The sequence below is a fragment of the Arthrobacter sp. ok909 genome (assembly GCF_900104405.1).
GTDB classification, from domain to species: domain Bacteria; phylum Actinomycetota; class Actinomycetes; order Actinomycetales; family Micrococcaceae; genus Arthrobacter; species Arthrobacter humicola.
Genome location: NZ_FNJS01000023.1, coordinates 1 through 17,807, shown reverse-complemented (window position 1 = coordinate 17,807; position 17,807 = coordinate 1). Strand labels below are relative to the sequence as shown.

Here is a 17,807-nt window from a genome sequence, read left to right as displayed (position 1 = left end):
TCGTGCACACCATGGAGCCAGCAAAGGACGAGATTAAGGCCGGGTACCTCCGCGCCGCCCACGACCTCGACACCTGGCTCGGGAGCACAACGACCGCGGAACTTCACCGCAGGAGCAACGGAACACGGTGGACCAATGAAGAACTGCTGTTCCACATGGTCTTCGGATACATGGTTGTCCGCGCCCTGCTTCCCCTCGTCCGGGTCGTCAGCCACCTCCCCAGGCCCGCCGGCACTGCGTTCGCCGCCGCGCTGAACGCAGGCACCCGCCCGTTCGATGTCGTGAACTATTGGGGCTCCCGTGCCGCCGCCCTCGTCTACAACCGGCGCCGGATGGGACGGAAACTGGAACGAACGATCAATGCCCTGTCACGGCGCCTGGAACGCGAGAGCCTGAGATCCCTCTCCCGATCAATGCCGTTCCCCGACAGGTGGGACCCCTACTTCAAACCCGACATGACGCTCCACGACGTCTACGCCTATCCCACGCTTCACTTCGACTTCCACGCCAAACAGCTAAACCTCCGCCACCCGGACGGACCCGGCAGGCCCTGAAACCGCCTTCCGCCGCGCAATAGACCCAGCCGCGCCCCCCACACTTCACTGACCGCCTACCGCGACAGTAGCTTTTCACCGTCCGGTCGCAGCTCGCCGGTAGGCGACACGTGCCGGTACAGGGTCTGCCAGGTGATGCCGAGTTCGGTGCAGAGGTCGCTGACCTTGGTCTCAGGCTTGCCCATGGAGGCCATGGCAAGGCGGAGTTTCGCCGGGGTCATCTTGTAAGGGCGCCCGCCGTTACGGCCGCGGGCCCGGGCAGAGGCGAGGCCAGCGAGAGCACGTTCGGAGATCAGTTCGCACTCGAACTCGGCCAGGGCGGCGAAGATCCCGAAGACCAGCTTCCCGGAGGCGGTAGTGGTGTCGATAGCAGCGCCCTGCCCGGTGAGAACCTTCAGCCCGATGCCGCGCTCGGTCAGGTCGTGGACGATGTTGACCAGATGCCGCAGGTCCCGGCCGAGCCGGTCGAGTTTCCAGACGACCAGGGTGTCCCCGTGGCGCAGGGCTTTGAGGCACGCGGCGAGCTGGGGCCGGTCATCCTTCTTCCCGGAGGCCCTGGCCTCGTAGAGGGAGTCCTCGTTGATGCCCGCGGCCAGGAGTACGTCCCGCTGCAGGTCGGTGGCCTGAGAGCCGTCGGCCTTTGAGACGCGCATGTATCCGACGGCATCGGCGTTCCCCGTCGCACAACTCCGGCTACCGGAATGTTTGCTTCTTTCTGATGGATCCGTCCGGGTTGTAGAACACCCAGTCGCCACTGCGCTTGCCAGCGTGCCACATGCCCTCATCCATAAGAGCACCGTTGTCATGCCAGCGCTGCCACGTGCCACTCTGCTTGCCGTCTACGAAATTGCCTTTTTGGAGCAACTCCCCGTTTTCCCGCCACCACGTCCAGCTCCCGTCAAACTCGCCCTGAACGAAGTTGCCTTCGGCTTTAACCTGGCCGTTGCGGTACCAATTGCACCACTTGCCGTGCTTCTTCCCGTCAAGGATCGGGCCTTCACCCATAGGCATTCCGTCTTTGTACGTGTCTCGCCGAATTCCTGCCATGGCCCCTCCGATCCGGGAGCGGAACAGCCGCAACCGATGACGTAACTCTAGGCGCTGCCTAGGAGGAGTCAGGTAGCAATCCTCGCCGCCGGAAGCGGCACTCGAGTGTAAGTTGTGCCGTCACGGAGCATGGCCCAGAGGACATTGAGCCGCCGCCGTGCAAGCGAGAGCATTGCCTGAATATGGGATTTTCCTTCCACACGTTTTCGGTCGTAATAGCCACGCGAGGCGGGACATGACTTCAGTGCCGAGAGCCCAGAGAGGTAGAAGACGCGCAGGAGCCGCCGGTCGTAACGTCTGGGCCGGTGGTGGTTGCCGGTGATCCTCCCTGAGTCCCGCGGCGCAGGCGCCAGTCCGACAACGCCGGCGAACCGGTCGGCGGTCTGGAAGACGGTGAGATCGCCGCCGGTGGCACCGAGGAATTCGGCGGCGAGGACGGGCCCGAAGCCGGGCATGCTAAGCAGCACTTCTGTGTGCCGGTGTTCGGCGACTTTCTCGCTGATCAGCGCGTCGAGTTCTGCCAGTTCCTCGTTCAGGGCGAGAATTTCCCGGGCGAGGGCGGCGACGATCCCCTCCCCCATGTGCTGGGCCGGAACCGTGGTGTACTGGGACTTCGCGGCCTCGACTGCTGCTGCGGCGACGGCAGCCGAAGACCGGGCACCCTGCTTCTTCAGCCAGGCGTGGATCCTGGCCTGGCCGGCGCGGCGGATCCCGTCCGGGGTCCGGTGTTTGGTCAGCAGCAACAGGGCCGCTTTGGAGCGGCTGTAGTCGTAGGCACGCTCCAGCGCGGGGAAGTATTCGAGCAGCTGGGCCTGCAGGCGGTTGATCGCCCGGACCCTGTCCGCGGACTTGTCAGCACGCCGGGCGGTGAGGATCCGCAGCCCGGTGCTGATCTCATCCCCGGCCCGCAGCGGCTGCAGGTCGCGGCGCATCCTGGCCTGGTCGGCGATCACGGCGGCATCTTTCGCGTCCGTTTTGCCGTCGCCGCGGTAAATTTTGGAGGCGTGGTGCACGGTCCGGCCGGGAATGTAGAGGATGTCCTGGCCGTGACCGACGAGCAGGGCGATCAGCAGCGCCGGCCCGCCGTGATTTAAGTCGGTCGCCCAGACCACCTCATTGCCGTCGGCCAGTTTGAGGACGGCGGCGAGGAGTTGGAGCAGGGCCGGTTCATCGTTGGGGACTCGTTGGGAGAGCAGACGGTTTCCGTCGGCATCGATCACAAAGCAGTGATGATGGGCTTTGCCGGCATCGATACCGGCCCATAGGTGCACCAAAACAGCCTCCAGTCTGTCGGATGGGTGGAGCCCAGCAGATAACCGCGCCGTCGTGTCCTTATCCGGCGATCATGTCGCGTCTCTCAATCAGCGGTCGGGTCATCGCGGGGTGGCGGGCGGCCAATCCTTCGAAGCCGTCACGACACGAATCGTCCGGCCACAGCAACCAAAGCCATACCCGCCTCCCCTGGGTAGCCACGACCCTACAACGGCCGGGGAACTGCACCCGGTAACAACATAAGGACAGCAACCAAAAGACGTCGTAGACAAACAGGGCCAGGGAGTGACGGAGCTCTGCGACGGCGCACCCTGGACCCACCAGCCGGCCGCGCCAGCGGACGCCCGCTCTGGTCGTTGGCCTGGAGCGCGACGAACCCGTGCGAGCTCTGCTGGCATGTCCTTGGTCCAACTCGCGCCGGACCACTGCCCCTCGGCGGCTCCGGGGAGCGTTGACTAGGCGCCACCCAGGACGGCGGTCGGTATAACCGTCCTAGCTGGCCGCTATCCTAACGCTGACAGGCATCACCTGCGCGGCGGGTTCGTCGGCACTGGAAGACGGGACAACGACATGCCACGCACAAGGGTCTTCGCCGGCAATAGCTGCGAGATCTGTGGGCAAACTATCCCCGCCAACGGCACAAGCATCGCGCAGCAACGTAGGGCACGATTTTGTTCCATGACCTGCCGTCGTGCCGCATCGACCTCCCGCGAGGTGACCTGTGAACAGTGCAGCAAGTCCTTCAGGGCGGCAGTCACTCGGGAACGTGCCCGGTTCTGCTCAGTTGCATGCCGTAGCGCGGCCGGGCGCCGGGACGTCACTTGTGAGCACTGCGGCCAGACGACCAGCTTCAAAGCCAATCGGGCGAAACGCCAACGCTTCTGCAACCGGGCCTGTATGTTCGCCGCGTTGGGCTGCGCCGTTTGTTCCAAAATCCGCCCCGTTGACAGGCAGGCGGTTGGAGAGAAGTTTTGCTCGGACGATTGCGCGGTGACGGCGCAGCTTGAGGATCACGCGGCCCAAACTGGGCAGATCTTTGCTGTGTGCAGCGGATGCAAGAGGGTACGCCCAGGCGACCACTTCACGAAAGAAAAGACCAACCGCAACGGACTGGCCAGCGAATGCAAGGACTGCGCCCGCGGCTACTACGAAAAAAACAAGGACAGCTACAGGTTGCGACGCTACGGCTACCGGGCAGCGCCGGGAGGTATCGTCGTCAAGTTCACGCCGGCCCAGAAGGCGGAACGCTTCTCCCTTTGGGGCGGACGCTGCTGGATGTGTGGAATCGAAGGCGCCACCCAGGAAGACCACGTCAAGCCCATAGTCAAAGGTGGTTCCCACTGTCTGTCCAACCTGAGGCCAATCTGTCGTTCCTGTAACTCATCAAAGGGCGGCCGCTGGCCACTGGCCCCGGACAATCTCCTCGCAAAATTCCGGCACCCCAGCCCACGGACCGGAAGGGACCAGGAGATTCCTCGGCGGCCGCGCGTCGAATGGACCTGCCCCCAGTGCAACTCCACATTTATGATCAGGGCGCACGAGGCAGATTCCAGAAAACACTGCTCGAAGATGTGCAGCACTGAGGCCCGCCGGGCACGTTCCGTGGTCAAGAAGTGCCTCAACCCCCTGTGTGGAAAAGACTTTGAGCTCCCCGATCGCAAAGGGACGAGCGAACGGAAATTCTGTTCTATTGAGTGCGCGTGGATTGCTCGGGACCGGCCAGCCCACTGGGGTGGCATAGCCGAAGGCCAGCTACAGCTGTTCTAGCCGCCTAGTCTGGGTGGATGAAAGAGGTGAATCCGTCCCGAACTAGGGAGCGCGCTGCGCGGCCTAGCAGGGCGGTGCCGCCCCGGGGGGTTCTGCTGGTTCTGGCCGTGGTCTTTTCCGCGGTTGCTTTGGGTTCGCTGGTGCTGGTCGGCGTTGACCTGGCCATCGGCAGGTCAGCTGCTGGCGATCTGTTTATCGTGGGGTTGAACGGGGCGATAGCCGCGGTCTTTTGGACGTGGCGGTCACAGGGGCGTTAAGGCGAAAGAGCCGACGCATTGTGCCGGCCGGGCCGGAGTCCCGTCCCACCTTCTGGCCCCGGACCGTTGGGCGGCCGGCGCTGATTCACTTCGTTGTCACCGGCGGCTGTTAGGGTCCGGGGATGGATGAACTGTTGTTGGGACCGGGCCCTGCTGCTGCACGCGATCTGTCGGGCCGGTCCGGTTTCGACACCGGCTTCCTCGGTGTGCCGGTCCCCGTTCCGACCCTGGCAGGGGTCGAGACGGTCCTTCTGCCCTACACGCATTTCTCCGTGCTCATGCGGCTGGACAAACGCCTGGCCGCGGTGACGGCCCTGGGGATTGACGGGGCGAAGCTGATGGACCTGGACCGCTCCGGTATCCAGTGGCGGCTCGATCCCCGGCTGCGCGAAGACCAGCAGACCGGCGAGAGGGTTTACGCCCGCAACGACATCGACCGCGGCCACCTGGTCCGCCGGGCCTCAGCCGTCTGGGGCGAGACCCGGGACGAGGCCGCCCGCGCCAACGAGGACACCTTCCACTACACGAACGCCGCGCCCCAGGCGGCAACGTTCAACCAGGGCCTGAGCCTCTGGCTCGGTCTGGAAACCTACCTGCAGGACAACGCAGCCGACAACGGCCGGCGGATCGTCGTCTTCACGGGCCCGATCTTCAGCGACACCGACCCCGCCTACCGCGGTGTGAACATTCCGCTGCGGTACTTCAAGGTCGCCCTCTTCCTCCACCACGGAGACCTCGCCGCAACCGGCTACATCGTGGACCAGACACCCGAGCTCGCGAACCTGCCCGACATCCCGCGGCCCGGCGCCATCGACGAGGCTCCCCCGCTCGGCCCGTTCCGCACCTTCCAGGTCCCCGTCCGAGACATTGCCGCCCTGACCGGCCTGAACCTGGACCAGCTCGTGGCAGCAGACCGGATGCCAATCGCCCGCGCGCTGACCACCGCGCCAGTCACCTCCACCTGGAGACGGCTGAACTCGCCGCGGGACCTCGACCTGGACTTCGACCTCAACAGCCCGGACTGACCTCCCCCGGCCTGACCCATACCGGGCACCGGAGCCACCCCGGCAAGGCAGGCACCGACGGCGGCAAAAGCAACCATTTGGGCACGGCAAAGCCCTGCGAGAGACGCCCGCACCAGACCGGACCGCCGGCCGCGCCAGCGGACGGCCACAAGCCGTGCATTATGGGCCGGGTGCACGCCCGACGTGCGGAAAGGGCCGTGGCAGGATGGGGCCCATGGACAGGCGGTTGCGGCGCGCCCCGGACGCCGAATGGGTACTGATGTACCGGCTCGGACTGAGCCGGCAGCGCATCGCTGCCCTCGTCCGCGCCGAGCCCGCCACGGTCGGATACCACCTGGTCATTGCCCGCCGCCAGGACCCTGGCCTCGAGGCCGAACACCAGGACGCCGCCGGTGCCGCGGCCGTTCCGTACCCCTCCCCCACGGACCTCGCCCGAATGGACGAGGTCATCGCCTGGGTCTTGGCCGAAGGCCGGCTCCCCGAGGACCGTTCCGGTGACAGGGGGGAAAGGTCGATGGCGCGGTGGCTGTCCGGGCGCCGGCGCGAAGCGGCCGAGGGCACCCTGGACCCGGCCTACAGCGCCGGTCTCGCCCGGGTGCCGGGGTGGGCCGAAAACCGCAGGGAAACCGAGGACGAAGCCCGCTGGCACCATCGGCTGGCCCAGCTCGTGGACTTCCGGCAGGAGGGCAACGACTGGCCGCGCCATAAGGAGTGCGATTCTGATCGTGAGCACACCCTCGGCGTGTGGATCCACACCCAGCGGTACAAACACCGCCGCGGCGAACTCGACCCTGCGAAACTCAAACTCCTGGACGACGCCGTTCCCGGATGGCAGGTAGGGAGGACCAGAGGCCGCCCTCCCCGGCAGTAGCCGCTGGTTGTGCCCATTGTGGGCAGACGGAGCCCTGGCGAAGCTCAAGGCTGTCCACACTGGGGGTGCAACCGGCTGTAATGTCGGTGCCTGCGTGCAGAGTAGTTCACAGCGGCTTCCGGGCCGCTTTTTACGGCCGCAGATATTCGAACACACTTGCTAGACAGAAAATATGCAATCGAAAATCAGTTCAAAACTAATGATATGAACCCGGAGAAGGCGAGCAGGCTGCAGGCGCAGTATGCCCGGCGGGCGGGCCCGATCGGGCTGACGGTCGAAGAGCTCGATTTCGACCACTTCCCCGCGAAGAACGGGTTCCCCGGGATCCCGGTAAAGGCATGGATCCGGTTTCCAAACTGCGCCGAGCTGGTGGACGGCGAGGTGTACGCCTGGACGGCCAAGGCCGCGGAAGTGACATGGAAAGACGGTCCGGTGACCTACCGGACCTGGGTGTGGAGTTCGGCGGTCACCCGCCGGGAAGAAATGATGACCAGGAACTTGGGAGAGCGCGTAGACCGTGACAGCAGTAGCGAATGATACAGCCCTGGACGTTGCCGTGGACGTCCGGTTCACCCAGGCCGGCACACCCCTGGCCGTCCGGCATGAGGGCCGCATCTGGGCCGTGGCCGCCGATCCGGTGCACTGGTTCACCCGGGACGCCTGGTGGGACACCCGGCGCACGGCCTCCGTCGGCAGCGGTGACCTGGTGAGCATCGAATACTGGCGCATTCAGGTCCGGCTTGGCTCCAGCTCCGCGCTGCGGACCTTCACGCTACGCCGGAACCCGCTCGCCACCCAGTGGCTGCTGGAAGACATCAGCGACGGCGGCTAGGCAACAGTGACACCGAGCAGCCAGCCGATCAGCGATCAGACCTGGGAGGCGATCCGGACAGAATTCACGCTGCCGGCCCTCAGGCAGGTGCGCCGCCGGCTCTCGGAGCTGATGGAAGACCCCGAACCCGTGATGCAGCAGCTCGTCCGCGTCTTCATCGACGACGGCACCTTCTGCCCGGGGTTCCAATTCCTCCCCGGCGGACAACTCCACCCAATCGTCATGCTGCTCTTTCAACGGGCGATGGAACTGCAGATCCCGCACAACTACTTCACCCTCTGGATGGTTACCTCGTCCAGAGCCTTTGCCGGAGGCCGTCCCGTTGACCATCTGAAGGGCGGCCCTGCTCCCCTGCTGCGCGCGCTGGAAGCCTTCCGGTGGAGCTAGAACTTCCTCTTGACCGCGCCGGTGGGGTGCGTAGCGTTGGCCCATGGCACTCATCTATGACAATCCGGACCTGGCAGCCGTGACACTGACGCGGCTCGCGGCCGAAGAATCCGAAGGACCCGGCGCCCTGGAGGGACGCATGCGGGACTATCTGGGCGAACTGGAACAACGCAACGGCACCGCTTACCTCGAACTGGTGGCCATCACCCTCGCCCGAGTCCACTTCAAGTCTCTGGACGACTTGGCCCGGGCCACCGGCGCAGACGCCGCGGCACTTCTCGACACCGCGGAAGTCGAGGCTCTGGAGGGGTTCCAGGTCAGCCCGGCATAAGGTGTTCAGGTGGAAATTACCGGCACGATCCAAGCACCCGACGGCAGCCATGAGCGCGTGAGCGTCCAGGGGGCAACCTATGAAGACGCCCGCGAAGCCCTCAACGAAAAAATCCCAGAGGGACACAAGCTCCTCGCGATCCGCACCGACCGCTAATCTGGCCCGGCCAGCATGAGGGCAGGGATTGGAAGCCTCCCATGGTCTTCGTCAGGGTTCCCTGACATACTGACCGTCAGGATTACCTGACAGGATGGTGTGCGTTATGGGCTGGGTATCAAACGACAACGAACACGAAGGTTGGGCGGCCCCCGTTGCGCCGGACGGACGGCTCGCAGGCTCCTCCACAAGCGAAGGAATGCTCGTTGAGGGCATCACCGGCCGTTACAAGCCGGACAAGATGATGCCGGACTACGAAGTAGTCCCGGACAGAGAAATTATCGGCTGGCGCGGAGCCTGCACATGCGGCTGGCGCGGCGAACTGTGGGAGCGAATGTCGTCCCCGACTGACGCGGCCTTCAGCCGCCGCCGAGAGTACCTTGCCCCCAACGAATTCGCGCACGCGTCCAACAAAGTCGAAGACGCCATCCACGACGAATGGAAAATCCACCTCGCACCCCTGGAAGCAGTGGCCGGCGTGAAAGCCGCAGCGCGCGAGTACAACCAGGCCGGGCACCGCCTGGACAAGACCGTCGCAGCGGCCAAAGCCGCCGGAGCATCCTGGGCGGACATCGGCCGCGCCGTAGGAATCAGCCGTCAGTCCGCCCACGAACGTTGGGCCGATAAGCAATAACTCCGGCAGACACGGCGACCGAGGATATGGGGGTGAAAGTGATCCTGACACTAGTAGCCAGAGACGGCTTACCAACGTACGTCGATACCAACGGCGAGACGTACGATAAGGCCAAGGTAGACGCCGAAGCGAATATCCCAGAGGGCTCCAAAGCCATCGCAATCCGCACCACCTAGCCACCTAAACCCGAGAGTCGAAGTTGAGCGAAACCAAGTCAGGGCTACGCCGCCAACTGTCCCAAGACGAGTCCAAGCGAGCGTGGCGGTCTCTGCGAATGGACTTCGCCGAGATTGGTCGGTGGCAGGACGAGGGCCCAAACACGGTCGCAGTCAGCTCGGGTTCGATTCTCGACGGCGTTGATGCTGTCACTGAGCCTTACCAGGTATCTCATCACATCGGCTATCTGCTTCATACGGCAGTGGACCACCTGCACACCCTGACGATGGTTATGGGGCAGGCCGGGGCGCAGCATACTTTTGCTCCATACACGCTTATCCGGGCGGCGATTGAGAGCGCGTCCACAGCTCTGTGGATCCTTCAACCGGATTCACCGCACGAAGTTGCACGCCGGTCGTTGCAACTCGAGTACGCCGACCTGAATGATCTGAAGCGGGCAAACCAATCTATAGACCCAGCTGCCGGGCACGATGAAGTTCGGCTGGAGGTCTTCACCCACTGCCTCTCCCGGCACGGCTGGAAGTTCTCGGAAATCAAGCCACGTCCACCAGGCCACCTGAAGATCATTCAAGAGACGTCCAAACATTTTGATGTGTTCGGTGCTGCTGTTATGTGGCAGATGTGCTCGGCTGCAGCTCATGGCCGCCGCTGGGCACGAGAGTATCTGACACTCTTTGAGGCTCAAGACGACGGAAGGTCCAAGGTTCTCAGCGGTCGCCTTGTCTCCGACGAAAGCGCCATCGCTATGGCACTCCACATAGCCTGCTGCATCGCGCGCAAGGCCAAAACCGTGCAGGGCGCCTTCTCCAAGAATCCGTTACATTCCGGGACAAGTTTTTCCCGCCCAGCACCTGAACTGCAGATAGTTCGTCCAGGACTCTACCTCCCCCGTTGACCCACTTAGCTCCCCACCTGACTTGGCTCATTTCCTTAGTGCGTGACTTTTGGGTCCTGGATCGCGTCGAGGATGGCTTGCTGCCCGGCGGGGATGTCGGGGGCGAATGTCTGGGTGGTGCCGTTGATGGCGATGGTCGCTGAGCGCAGGGGCCCGAACTGTTTGATGACATTCCCGATTGCGAGCCCGGTCCTGGCCTGGATGGTGCGGGAGATGGCCAGCGCGGTGAACACGATCGTCAGGTGTGCCTCGATCGCGTCGCGGGTGCGGTGGAACATTGGCCTGGCCCGCAGGTCCGTCTTACTCATCCGGAAGGACTGCTCGACGTGCCACAGCTCGTGGTACGAGCCGATATCTTCTGACGCGGCCATCGTGGCTGCGGGGATGTTGGTCACGTAGCCCTTCAGGCCGGCCAGTTGCCGGGCGCGTGCCAGTGATGCCTCGTCGAGGCTGCGTTTCCCGCCGGCGGTCTTGACGAAGCGCGGGTTTCGGGCCGCTTTCTGGCCCTCGATGACCTCGCGCGCCCGGTTCTCCTGGGCCGTGAGCGTGATGGCGTCACGGGCCGCTCTCTTGCGGGAGTAGGCCCACACGGCCCGCCACGAGCCCGGGTGCGTGACTGGGTCCCAGACCGGTTCAGCGCGCAGATCCGCGTTGTTCTCCTTCGTGTGCCCGGTTCTGGGAGTGATCGTGTCGATCAGCTGCCCGTCGGTGAACGCGTCGCCGTGCCAGCGGAAGTGCGAGGCCAGATCGTTCGGGGCCTTCGTCATCCGGGAGCCAACGATGAACCGCAGGTCCGCCTCGTCCAGCTCACGCAGATTGCCCGCTGAGAGCATGCCCGCGTCAGCCACGACGACCATGTCGGCCAGGTCATGGCGGGGCCTGGAACTGCTTGATGATCGGGATCATGGTCGAGGTCTCGGCCTTGTTGCCTTCGAAGCAGCCGATCTCCATCGGGAACCCGCCCCGATCCACGAGCAGACCCACGACGATCTGCGGATCGACCCGGCGTTCCTTGGAATAGCCGACCTTGCGCAGCTCGTCTTCCTCCTCGGCCTCGAAGTAGAGCGTGGTGACGTCGTAGAGCACCAAGGAGATGTCCCCGTCGGTGCTGGCGTGCTGGAAGCACCAGGTTGCGATCCGGTCGCGGTACTTGCCCGTGGCGGCCCGGGTCAGGGAACGTTTCATCGTCGCGTAACTGGCAGGGGCCCGGCCCAGGTCCCGCAGGACACGGCCGGTATCCAGCAGTGATGTCGGCTCGACGATCCGGGCGATCACCAGATCGCGGAACACCTCGTCTTCGAGGGCGTCGAACCCCAGCGCCGTGAACCGCCCGGCCAGCGCATCGAACAAGATCCGAGAGTCCGCGCCGACCACGCGTCCCGGACTGTCACGGCCTGCCGGCGTCACCGCGGCGGCTGTCTCGAAGAGGCCCGTCTCGACGGGCACTATCAGGCCTTTCACCGGCGGCGTGGGTTCGATGCCGAGCTCGAGGACACCCTGGGCAGGGTTGTCCAGCAGCTCACGGGCGCGCTGGAGCAGCACCCCGAGCTCGGCCTCCGTATGCGCCGAGCCGACGTGCTCCACGATCCGCTGACGACCGCGCACATACTCGGCGATCTGCACAGCCGTCGCTCCCGAGGCCGTCAGTACCCTCCTGATGAACGCCACACCGGAGACACTAGAACAAAACCCATTAGTGCGTGAAAAGGCACCATTCTGCCAACATCACCGCAGGTCAGAGCCCTGCACGATCGGGAGACCACGACCCGTGAGCCAAGTCAGGACTTAGCTCCCCACCGGGCACGGCAAGGCCCCCGCTGCTGGAATCGCATTCGGCTGGCGAGGCCTTGTGGTCTGCCCCGGCTATTTACTTTCCGGGACCTCCCAGCACCTCAAAGAAGAAGCCGCCCAACACGGTCGCACGACCTGACGTTTCCTGGTATCGCCAACGGCATCTATCGAGGCGAGCTATTGCACTGCCACCGGGCGAGATCGCACCTACAGGCGGCCAGTCTTACTGGCGCTCGACGGTCAACGCACGCTTCACTCGATACCGCCGCACCGTCTTCGGGTCGATGATGAAGACCGGCCCCTGGTTGCCACGTTCGTTGTCTCGCTGGAAGCGCGTGAAGCGGGATGACTGCCGGCCTTGCTGCTCAAACCACATCGGGTCGCCGAAGAACAGGACCACGTTTGTTCCACCTTTGCGCACACGTGACGGGAACGCGATTCCGTCGAGCGACGGGTTGGTCCACCATCGAAACGCCTCTGTGAGCATCTGCGACGGCACGTAATCCACCGGATGATTGTCGTCGAGGATGACGGGGCGCGTGATGCGGTCCTTGTAGAAGTTTAGAGAACGCAGGCGGTCATCACCCTCCTCGTGGGTCTCGTCGAATACGCTCCGCGGCGGTGGCACCTGCGTGAGGTCGAGGATGCGCAACGTTTGCTGGAGGATGAACGCCCCGCCCACGGCTTCGTCGTACGGGCTGTGCGACGCCACCTCAGCACACGCTGTCTCTGCGTCGAGGGCGACATAAAGCATCGGAACGCCCTGAGCGTTCATACGGCCGGCGGTCACTCGCTCGGCGGGGGCGGGACCGAGTTCCCTCGCGGGTGAATCTCGTACCTTCTCTTCGAGCGCGCGCGAGTCACGCTCGGTGCGCGCTCGATACAGCTTCGTGCCCCTGCGCAAGGTGCGAACGAGCCCTGCTCGTTCCTCCGCGAAAACGAGCAACGACCTCACGAACGCGTAGTTTTTCTCCGGCGCCGTCTTGGGCCGGGTGCTCGTCGTAGGTGTGAGCAACCGCGACTCGTGCTTCAGGCTCTGCTCGAAGTCATCCCATTCGAACTGAACACCTGCTTCGTAGCCCTCGTCGAACGGTTCGAACCAGTCCTGTTCCTGGTGGACGAGTTGCTTCGTCAAGCCACTGACGAGGTCGAAGGCCGCAGGCTCTACGCTACCGTCGAGCAACGTCGCCACAACTTCGTCCGTTTGTAACGGCCGCGATAGTTGCTCGTTGTCCACGACGAAACCTTCGTGGTCGTAGCTACGAGAAGCGACATCCGCGACGACGCGCGCCACTCGCTCCACGTTCACGACGTGTCCCCTGGGCATGAGACTCTCGGTCTCGCAGATTGTGCACTCGCCAGTTTCCGCGAACTCTTCCACGCGGCGAAGAAGATGCGAGTCCGTGATATGCGCAAGGCACATCGTGTCCTCAGCCGGCCTTACTGAATTGAACTCCATACGTAGATGATGCCAGCGTCCTCGGTCGCTCCTAGGCTCAGGCGCACCCCGCAACGATCGCAGCACAACGAGATTCGGCACGAAGACTGGACCGTCCTACGTTCGATGCCGCATCTCTTCGGGTCCCCTGGGTCTTGCGGGAGGGGCGGTGGTGCTTTTGGCGCCCGTATTCGCGTGCGGCCGGGCACAGGCAGGTCAGGCGGTATGACGCCCGGCCGCCCGTTCGATAGCGGTAGGCCCGCTGGTCAAGAAGCCCGCGAATTATCCAGGCAGTGGGATATCAGGCCTGCACAAGCCGATAGAGCGGGGTCGTACCGGCTTGCTGATCAGTAAACACAAAGCAAGCAACCCCCTCATTGTGGTAACCATATTTCTGCACGGCATTATCCCGCTCAAAAGCCGACGTCGTATAGAAATGATCACCATTCTGACTGTTTAGAAGGCGATAGAACGGGGATGTGCCAGTCTGCTGGCCGACGTAGACGTAACCCGCGACGCCTTCACTGTGATAGCCATATTTCTGCACGGCGTTATCTCGCTCAAAAGCCGACGTCGTATAGAAATGGTCCCCATTCTGACTGTTTAGAAGGCGGTACAAGGCGTCCGTGCCAGGCTGTTGGGTATCGAAGATATAGCAGGCAATTCCTTCTTTTTGATAGCCGTATTTCTGCACCGCGTTATCACGTTCCACAGATGAGGTGGTGTAGAAGTGATCACCATGCTTTGCCGGTGCGGGTGGAGGTGGCGGCGGAGGCGGGGGTGGAGTAGGGGTTGGCGACAAATGCACATTGAATTGCTGAAGATTTGGATCCACGGAGTCTGTGTAAGTCTGAACGGTGTCGTAACCGGGCGCGTTCGTAGGAAAGGTTTCATTGGCCCCAACCCCCACGAGGTAATAACCCGCAAACTGACTTCCCCGAGTGAAGTTGAGATTCTCCGCACTATATTTCCCGAATGAAGCATTGGTGACGGGGAGGTACGCTAGCGTTCCCGCGTAAACAAATACCACATATGTCATTGCGAGTCACGAACTTCGTCATCAGGGACCTCACGAGGTTCACCTAGTCTTAGGATTGACGCCAAAGCTGGATCGATCGAAGTTACTGTAGTTCGCAGCAGGATGTTTTCATGTGAGCGGGCCAAGTTCCTCTCTCTGAGTTGGTCTTCATCGCCAGCGGCATCGTCGTCAACAGCCATCATTGCCTCCTGAATCCAGGACTGTAGGTGCACCAATGGTCCATCAGACGTATAGAGTCCGCAAGGGTCGAAAACTAACTCCGGGCACACGTTATTTTCCGTCCCGTCACGATGCTCCGAGCTCATCACAAGCGACGCTTTGCCATTTCGGGTCTAGACACCTCCTTCCGCAGCCCGCCCCGGGCCCTGCTGGAGGGGGCGTTCTGTTTTGGAAGCGCGTTTTCGCGTCCCGCCGCACAGGCAGGTCAGTCGGCAGAAAGACCAGCCTGCCTTTGCCCCGCCTGAAGAGAACAACGGTGGCCATCCAGCCCCGCGTCCCCAGGGGAGTGCCTTCCGGTGGCGAGTTCGCGGCCCGCGAGCACGGAACACCTGTCATCTCCCCGCCCCCGTCGGGTATCGAGCGGTTTCCCGCACCCGGACAAGAAATACCCGCACCTGATGAACCAGTGGCCCGAAGGCATGGAGGAGCCTGTCTCCATCGAGCTGGGATTAACGGGGCAGCTTGCGGGTTACTCGGGCAACACATCCTGGTACAACGACCCCCAGAACGAGGTCCACAAGGACCTCCCCAGTGTCACCGTAATCAACAGGGCCTCAGCGTGCCCTAGTCAGTCCAAGGCACGAGGCCCCGTGCGGCGGGCCCTTTGGTTCATGCCCCGACTGTAGCCACTACCAATGCAGGCACATATGCACCCGTCTCGAAACGCTAGCGATTCGAGACCGTGGTTTCAAGACACTGTGTCCGCCCTGTGGGTGAAGGTCTTCAGAGTATTGACCATCTGCTGAATGTGGTCACGTGATAGCGCGGACAGCGGTACATTCGGTTTTCGGCTGGCGAATTGGTCACCAGGGCACGAGACAACGCTGCTTAAGCTCTGGGACGTTTCGTATCCCTAGGGTTGGTAAGAAACACATTCCCTGCTCCCACGGGTAAACGTGCGAGCCGGTTCAGATTCACTCTTGCGTTGTGCGGCACAACTTCGTGCAATTCCGTTCACGGGGTTCATGCAGGGCGCTGAAGTCTTAGCTCTGGTCTCGCGCCTTGGACGGATGAGAGCATGTAAGCATGTTACGGCGCGTCCTAATTTTTGGGTCAGTAGCCGTTCTCGTATGCGCCGTGGTGATGGTGGTGCTCGCTGCAAGAACTCCTGAAGGCCTTGTAAGTGCGCTGGCCATATGGGGATTCGTGTTGACCGGGGTCGGGGTTGTCTTAGGCGTGGTGGGCCTGCGAGCTGCGAAACCTGCGGGCAACTCAGGTTCGGGTATGCAAGTGGTCAAAGCCGAGCGCGGTGATGCATTCGGCGTTCAGAACGGGACCATGAACGTGAACAAGCCATCCAAGCCGGAAGCGAAGCGTCGGGATAACCAATGAAGCGGGCATCCATTTTCAAACGGGACATCCCCGTTGGCTCTAGGAAGCCCACTGCCAGCCCCGGCATTGCTCAAGAGGTGCAGGGAGGTGTTGGTGATGTGTTCGCGGTCAAGGACGGAGACCTGTTCGCTTGGACGTATCGGGGCGATCCCCATTATCGGTTGCGGCCAGCCGGCACAGGACCCGCGGTGTTGTCAGAGGTGTTAGCACGCAGGTTTCCGAGCCGGTTACTGGCGGCCCGGTACGAAGTGGTCGATCTCGTCGGCCGCAGCGAAGAGCTTGAAAATTTGAGGGATTGGGCTTGGAAGCCGGCGGGAACCGCAGTCAGGGTCGTCTACGGCATGGGCGGGCAGGGAAAGACGCGGCTCGTGGCCCGGTTCGCTCATGATCTGTCCCAGGTGGGGTGGGCTGTGGTCGAGGCTCATAACCGCCTAGCTCCCCTTCTGGGTGGCGCCACTACCGCCGTAGATACCGCTCAGTCCCTGGACGGCGCGGGATTGCTGATTATTGTCGATTATGCCGACCGCTGGCCCACCCCGGACTTGCTCGCCATATTGGACGCCCATATTGGTCTGCCTGGCCCGGTCCGGGTCCTGCTGGTGGGACGGGGGCTTCAGGGCTGGTGGAAGTCAGTGGAGGGGGCCCTGCTTGATGCGGGAATTGATGAGGTCGATGAGTTCAGACTCTCGCCTTTGTCCGACGGGCTTGACCGTGAAGGGTTGGACGTCCAACGCGCGTTTAGGTCGGCAGTGGCGGCGTTTTCCCCGTATCTCGGCCTGACCGAGTCGTCCCTTGTGTCGGTCCCTGACTACGCACCAACACCAGGCAGTGGGGATGCGTTGACCTTATACATGGCTGCATTGGTAGTAGCTGATGCAACAGCCCGTGGATCAGAACCGCCATTAAACCCTGCCGCGCTATCAACCTACTTGCTGGATCGGGAGCGGGAAGGGTGGTGGCAGCTCGCGAACTCAGGCAAAATCACCTCCTCGCCGCAGCAGATAGGACACGTCAGCGTGGTCGCGGCACTCACCCAGGCCCTGCCTTACTCTGCGGGCATACAAGCGGTTCAGGTTGCCGGAATCGCGACAAGCGCCCCCGAAGCCGATCAGCTACTGCTGGACCACAAGATCACCTACCCGACTACCAGACCGGAAATGGTACTTGAGGCACTAACCCCTGACCGCTTGGCCGAGGACTACATTGCGCTCACTGTTCCCGGGGCTGGACCAGAATCGGATTTTAGTGACCCATGGACAATTAGTGCTTTGAGCCACTTGCTCACACCGACCCAAGCTTGGCGGGACGGCTCCCCTGCCCTACCCATATATATACGACCCGCAGTCACAGGGCTGGTGGAAGCAGCATCGCGTTGGCCCCATTTACTCACGCAGATAATACGGCCGCTCCTGAATCGAAACCCGGGTTTGGTGCTTGTCGGCGGCGGCGCTACCGTGGCCCGTCTTGCCACATTGGCTGGCACCGATGCCAATCTCCTCAAGCTCATCGATGGACAGCTTCCCCCGAGGGCGAACCTCGAGTTCGACGAAGCTGCTGTCGTCGTCGCAGAACGCCGGATTGCACTGGCATCGAACGCGAACACGAGTACCGCGGAACACGCCACACTGCTCGCAACGGTGGCCTACAGATACCACAATGCCGGCCGGCGCCGGGAAGCACTGGCACCCGCCCAGGAGGCTGTCGACATCTACCGGGTACTGGCTGACCCGGAGTCTGGAAATCCCGCCGTCTACCTCCCGCACCTCGCAGGATCACTGAACAA

General features: G+C 63.0%; 17 protein-coding genes and 1 pseudogene. 12 read left to right on the top strand and 6 right to left on the bottom strand.

Annotated features, from left to right (window positions below; translation table 11 throughout):
• Window positions 1-11: 11 nt before the first annotated feature.
• The gene (locus BLR03_RS16695; RefSeq protein ID WP_091254966.1) at window positions 12-554 is read left to right on the top strand and encodes a DinB family protein; all 543 of its coding nucleotides are present in this window, start codon (window positions 12-14) and stop codon (window positions 552-554) included.
• 56 nt (window positions 555-610) lie between these two features.
• Here the strand turns inward: BLR03_RS16695 and BLR03_RS16690 are convergent, their stop codons facing one another.
• The 3 genes from BLR03_RS16690 to BLR03_RS16680 form a co-directional block, all read right to left on the bottom strand.
• Window positions 611-1,207 (bottom strand): recombinase family protein, encoded by a 597-nt coding sequence (locus BLR03_RS16690; RefSeq protein WP_091254847.1) that lies wholly within the window; start codon window positions 1,205-1,207, stop codon window positions 611-613.
• A 40-nt stretch (window positions 1,208-1,247) separates the two neighbouring features.
• A complete protein-coding gene (locus tag BLR03_RS16685) occupies window positions 1,248-1,565 on the bottom strand; it encodes a toxin-antitoxin system YwqK family antitoxin (protein ID WP_175460596.1) in 318 nt (105 codons plus the stop codon).
• A gap of 104 nt (window positions 1,566-1,669) precedes the next feature.
• Window positions 1,670-2,875 (bottom strand): IS110 family RNA-guided transposase, encoded by a 1,206-nt coding sequence (locus BLR03_RS16680; RefSeq protein ID WP_091254841.1) that lies wholly within the window; start codon window positions 2,873-2,875, stop codon window positions 1,670-1,672.
• Window positions 2,876-3,443: 568 nt separating this feature from the next.
• Here BLR03_RS16680 and BLR03_RS25355 point away from each other — a divergent pair.
• From BLR03_RS25355 to BLR03_RS16630, 10 genes are all read left to right on the top strand, one after another.
• Window positions 3,444-4,640: an HNH endonuclease gene (locus BLR03_RS25355; RefSeq protein WP_091254839.1), complete on the top strand. Its 1,197-nt coding sequence runs from the start codon at window positions 3,444-3,446 to the stop codon at window positions 4,638-4,640.
• 379 nt (window positions 4,641-5,019) lie between these two features.
• Entirely contained in the window at window positions 5,020-5,922 is a 903-nt protein-coding gene (locus BLR03_RS16665) for a DNA/RNA non-specific endonuclease (RefSeq protein ID WP_091254835.1), read from the top strand.
• Between the two features lie 214 nt (window positions 5,923-6,136).
• Window positions 6,137-6,793, top strand: coding sequence for a helicase associated domain-containing protein (locus tag BLR03_RS16660; RefSeq protein ID WP_091254833.1), 657 nt, complete (start codon window positions 6,137-6,139; stop codon window positions 6,791-6,793).
• Window positions 6,794-6,997: 204 nt separating this feature from the next.
• The gene (locus BLR03_RS16655) at window positions 6,998-7,330 is read left to right on the top strand and encodes a hypothetical protein (RefSeq protein WP_091254831.1); all 333 of its coding nucleotides are present in this window, start codon (window positions 6,998-7,000) and stop codon (window positions 7,328-7,330) included.
• Window positions 7,311-7,625, top strand: a complete 315-nt coding sequence (locus tag BLR03_RS16650) for a hypothetical protein (RefSeq protein WP_254788557.1) — start codon at window positions 7,311-7,313, stop codon at window positions 7,623-7,625. The genes BLR03_RS16655 and BLR03_RS16650 overlap by 20 nt, the downstream gene beginning before the upstream one ends.
• 6 nt (window positions 7,626-7,631) lie before the next feature.
• Window positions 7,632-8,012 (top strand): hypothetical protein, encoded by a 381-nt coding sequence (locus tag BLR03_RS16645; protein ID WP_091254829.1) that lies wholly within the window; start codon window positions 7,632-7,634, stop codon window positions 8,010-8,012.
• Between the two features lie 43 nt (window positions 8,013-8,055).
• Window positions 8,056-8,343 (top strand): hypothetical protein, encoded by a 288-nt coding sequence (locus BLR03_RS16640; RefSeq protein WP_091254826.1) that lies wholly within the window; start codon window positions 8,056-8,058, stop codon window positions 8,341-8,343.
• A gap of 9 nt (window positions 8,344-8,352) precedes the next feature.
• Window positions 8,353-8,499, top strand: coding sequence for a hypothetical protein (locus BLR03_RS24495; protein ID WP_175460594.1), 147 nt, complete (start codon window positions 8,353-8,355; stop codon window positions 8,497-8,499).
• A gap of 106 nt (window positions 8,500-8,605) precedes the next feature.
• Window positions 8,606-9,133 carry a hypothetical protein gene (locus tag BLR03_RS16635; RefSeq protein ID WP_091254823.1) on the top strand — a complete coding sequence of 176 codons (528 nt, stop codon included), beginning with the start codon at window positions 8,606-8,608 and terminating at the stop codon, window positions 9,131-9,133.
• A gap of 274 nt (window positions 9,134-9,407) precedes the next feature.
• The gene (locus BLR03_RS16630; protein WP_091254820.1) at window positions 9,408-10,205 is read left to right on the top strand and encodes a hypothetical protein; all 798 of its coding nucleotides are present in this window, start codon (window positions 9,408-9,410) and stop codon (window positions 10,203-10,205) included.
• A 35-nt stretch (window positions 10,206-10,240) separates the two neighbouring features.
• Here BLR03_RS16630 and BLR03_RS16625 read toward each other — a convergent pair.
• From BLR03_RS16625 to BLR03_RS16615, 3 genes and pseudogenes are all read right to left on the bottom strand, one after another.
• Window positions 10,241-11,873 (bottom strand): annotated as a pseudogene (locus BLR03_RS16625) (IS1634 family transposase).
• 346 nt (window positions 11,874-12,219) lie between these two features.
• Entirely contained in the window at window positions 12,220-13,455 is a 1,236-nt protein-coding gene (locus BLR03_RS16620) for an RES family NAD+ phosphorylase (protein ID WP_091254817.1), read from the bottom strand.
• A 280-nt stretch (window positions 13,456-13,735) separates the two neighbouring features.
• Complete coding sequence (locus tag BLR03_RS16615) at window positions 13,736-14,269, bottom strand: hypothetical protein (protein ID WP_139184581.1); 534 nt, start codon at window positions 14,267-14,269, stop codon at window positions 13,736-13,738.
• Between the two features lie 1,751 nt (window positions 14,270-16,020).
• Here BLR03_RS16615 and BLR03_RS24080 point away from each other — a divergent pair.
• Window positions 16,021-17,807 (top strand): ATP-binding protein (locus tag BLR03_RS24080; protein ID WP_139184580.1); only part of this gene is annotated, 1,787 nt, incomplete at its 3' end.

Bases quoted from the DNA above. Each gene is read 5' to 3' on its own strand.
- BLR03_RS16695 (WP_091254966.1), top strand. From the start codon at position 12: ATGGAGCCAGCAAAGGACGAGATTAAGGCCGGGTACCTCCGCGCCGCC.
- BLR03_RS16690 (WP_091254847.1), bottom strand. From the start codon at position 1,207: ATGCGCGTCTCAAAGGCCGACGGCTCTCAGGCCACCGACCTGCAGCGG.
- BLR03_RS16685 (WP_175460596.1), bottom strand. From the start codon at position 1,565: ATGCCTATGGGTGAAGGCCCGATCCTTGACGGGAAGAAGCACGGCAAG.
- BLR03_RS25355 (WP_091254839.1), top strand. From the start codon at position 3,444: ATGCCACGCACAAGGGTCTTCGCCGGCAATAGCTGCGAGATCTGTGGG.
- BLR03_RS16665 (WP_091254835.1), top strand. From the start codon at position 5,020: ATGGATGAACTGTTGTTGGGACCGGGCCCTGCTGCTGCACGCGATCTG.
- BLR03_RS16660 (WP_091254833.1), top strand. From the start codon at position 6,137: ATGGACAGGCGGTTGCGGCGCGCCCCGGACGCCGAATGGGTACTGATG.
- BLR03_RS16655 (WP_091254831.1), top strand. From the start codon at position 6,998: ATGAACCCGGAGAAGGCGAGCAGGCTGCAGGCGCAGTATGCCCGGCGG.
- BLR03_RS16640 (WP_091254826.1), top strand. From the start codon at position 8,056: ATGGCACTCATCTATGACAATCCGGACCTGGCAGCCGTGACACTGACG.
- BLR03_RS16635 (WP_091254823.1), top strand. From the start codon at position 8,606: ATGGGCTGGGTATCAAACGACAACGAACACGAAGGTTGGGCGGCCCCC.
- BLR03_RS16630 (WP_091254820.1), top strand. From the start codon at position 9,408: ATGGACTTCGCCGAGATTGGTCGGTGGCAGGACGAGGGCCCAAACACG.
- BLR03_RS16620 (WP_091254817.1), bottom strand. From the start codon at position 13,455: ATGGAGTTCAATTCAGTAAGGCCGGCTGAGGACACGATGTGCCTTGCG.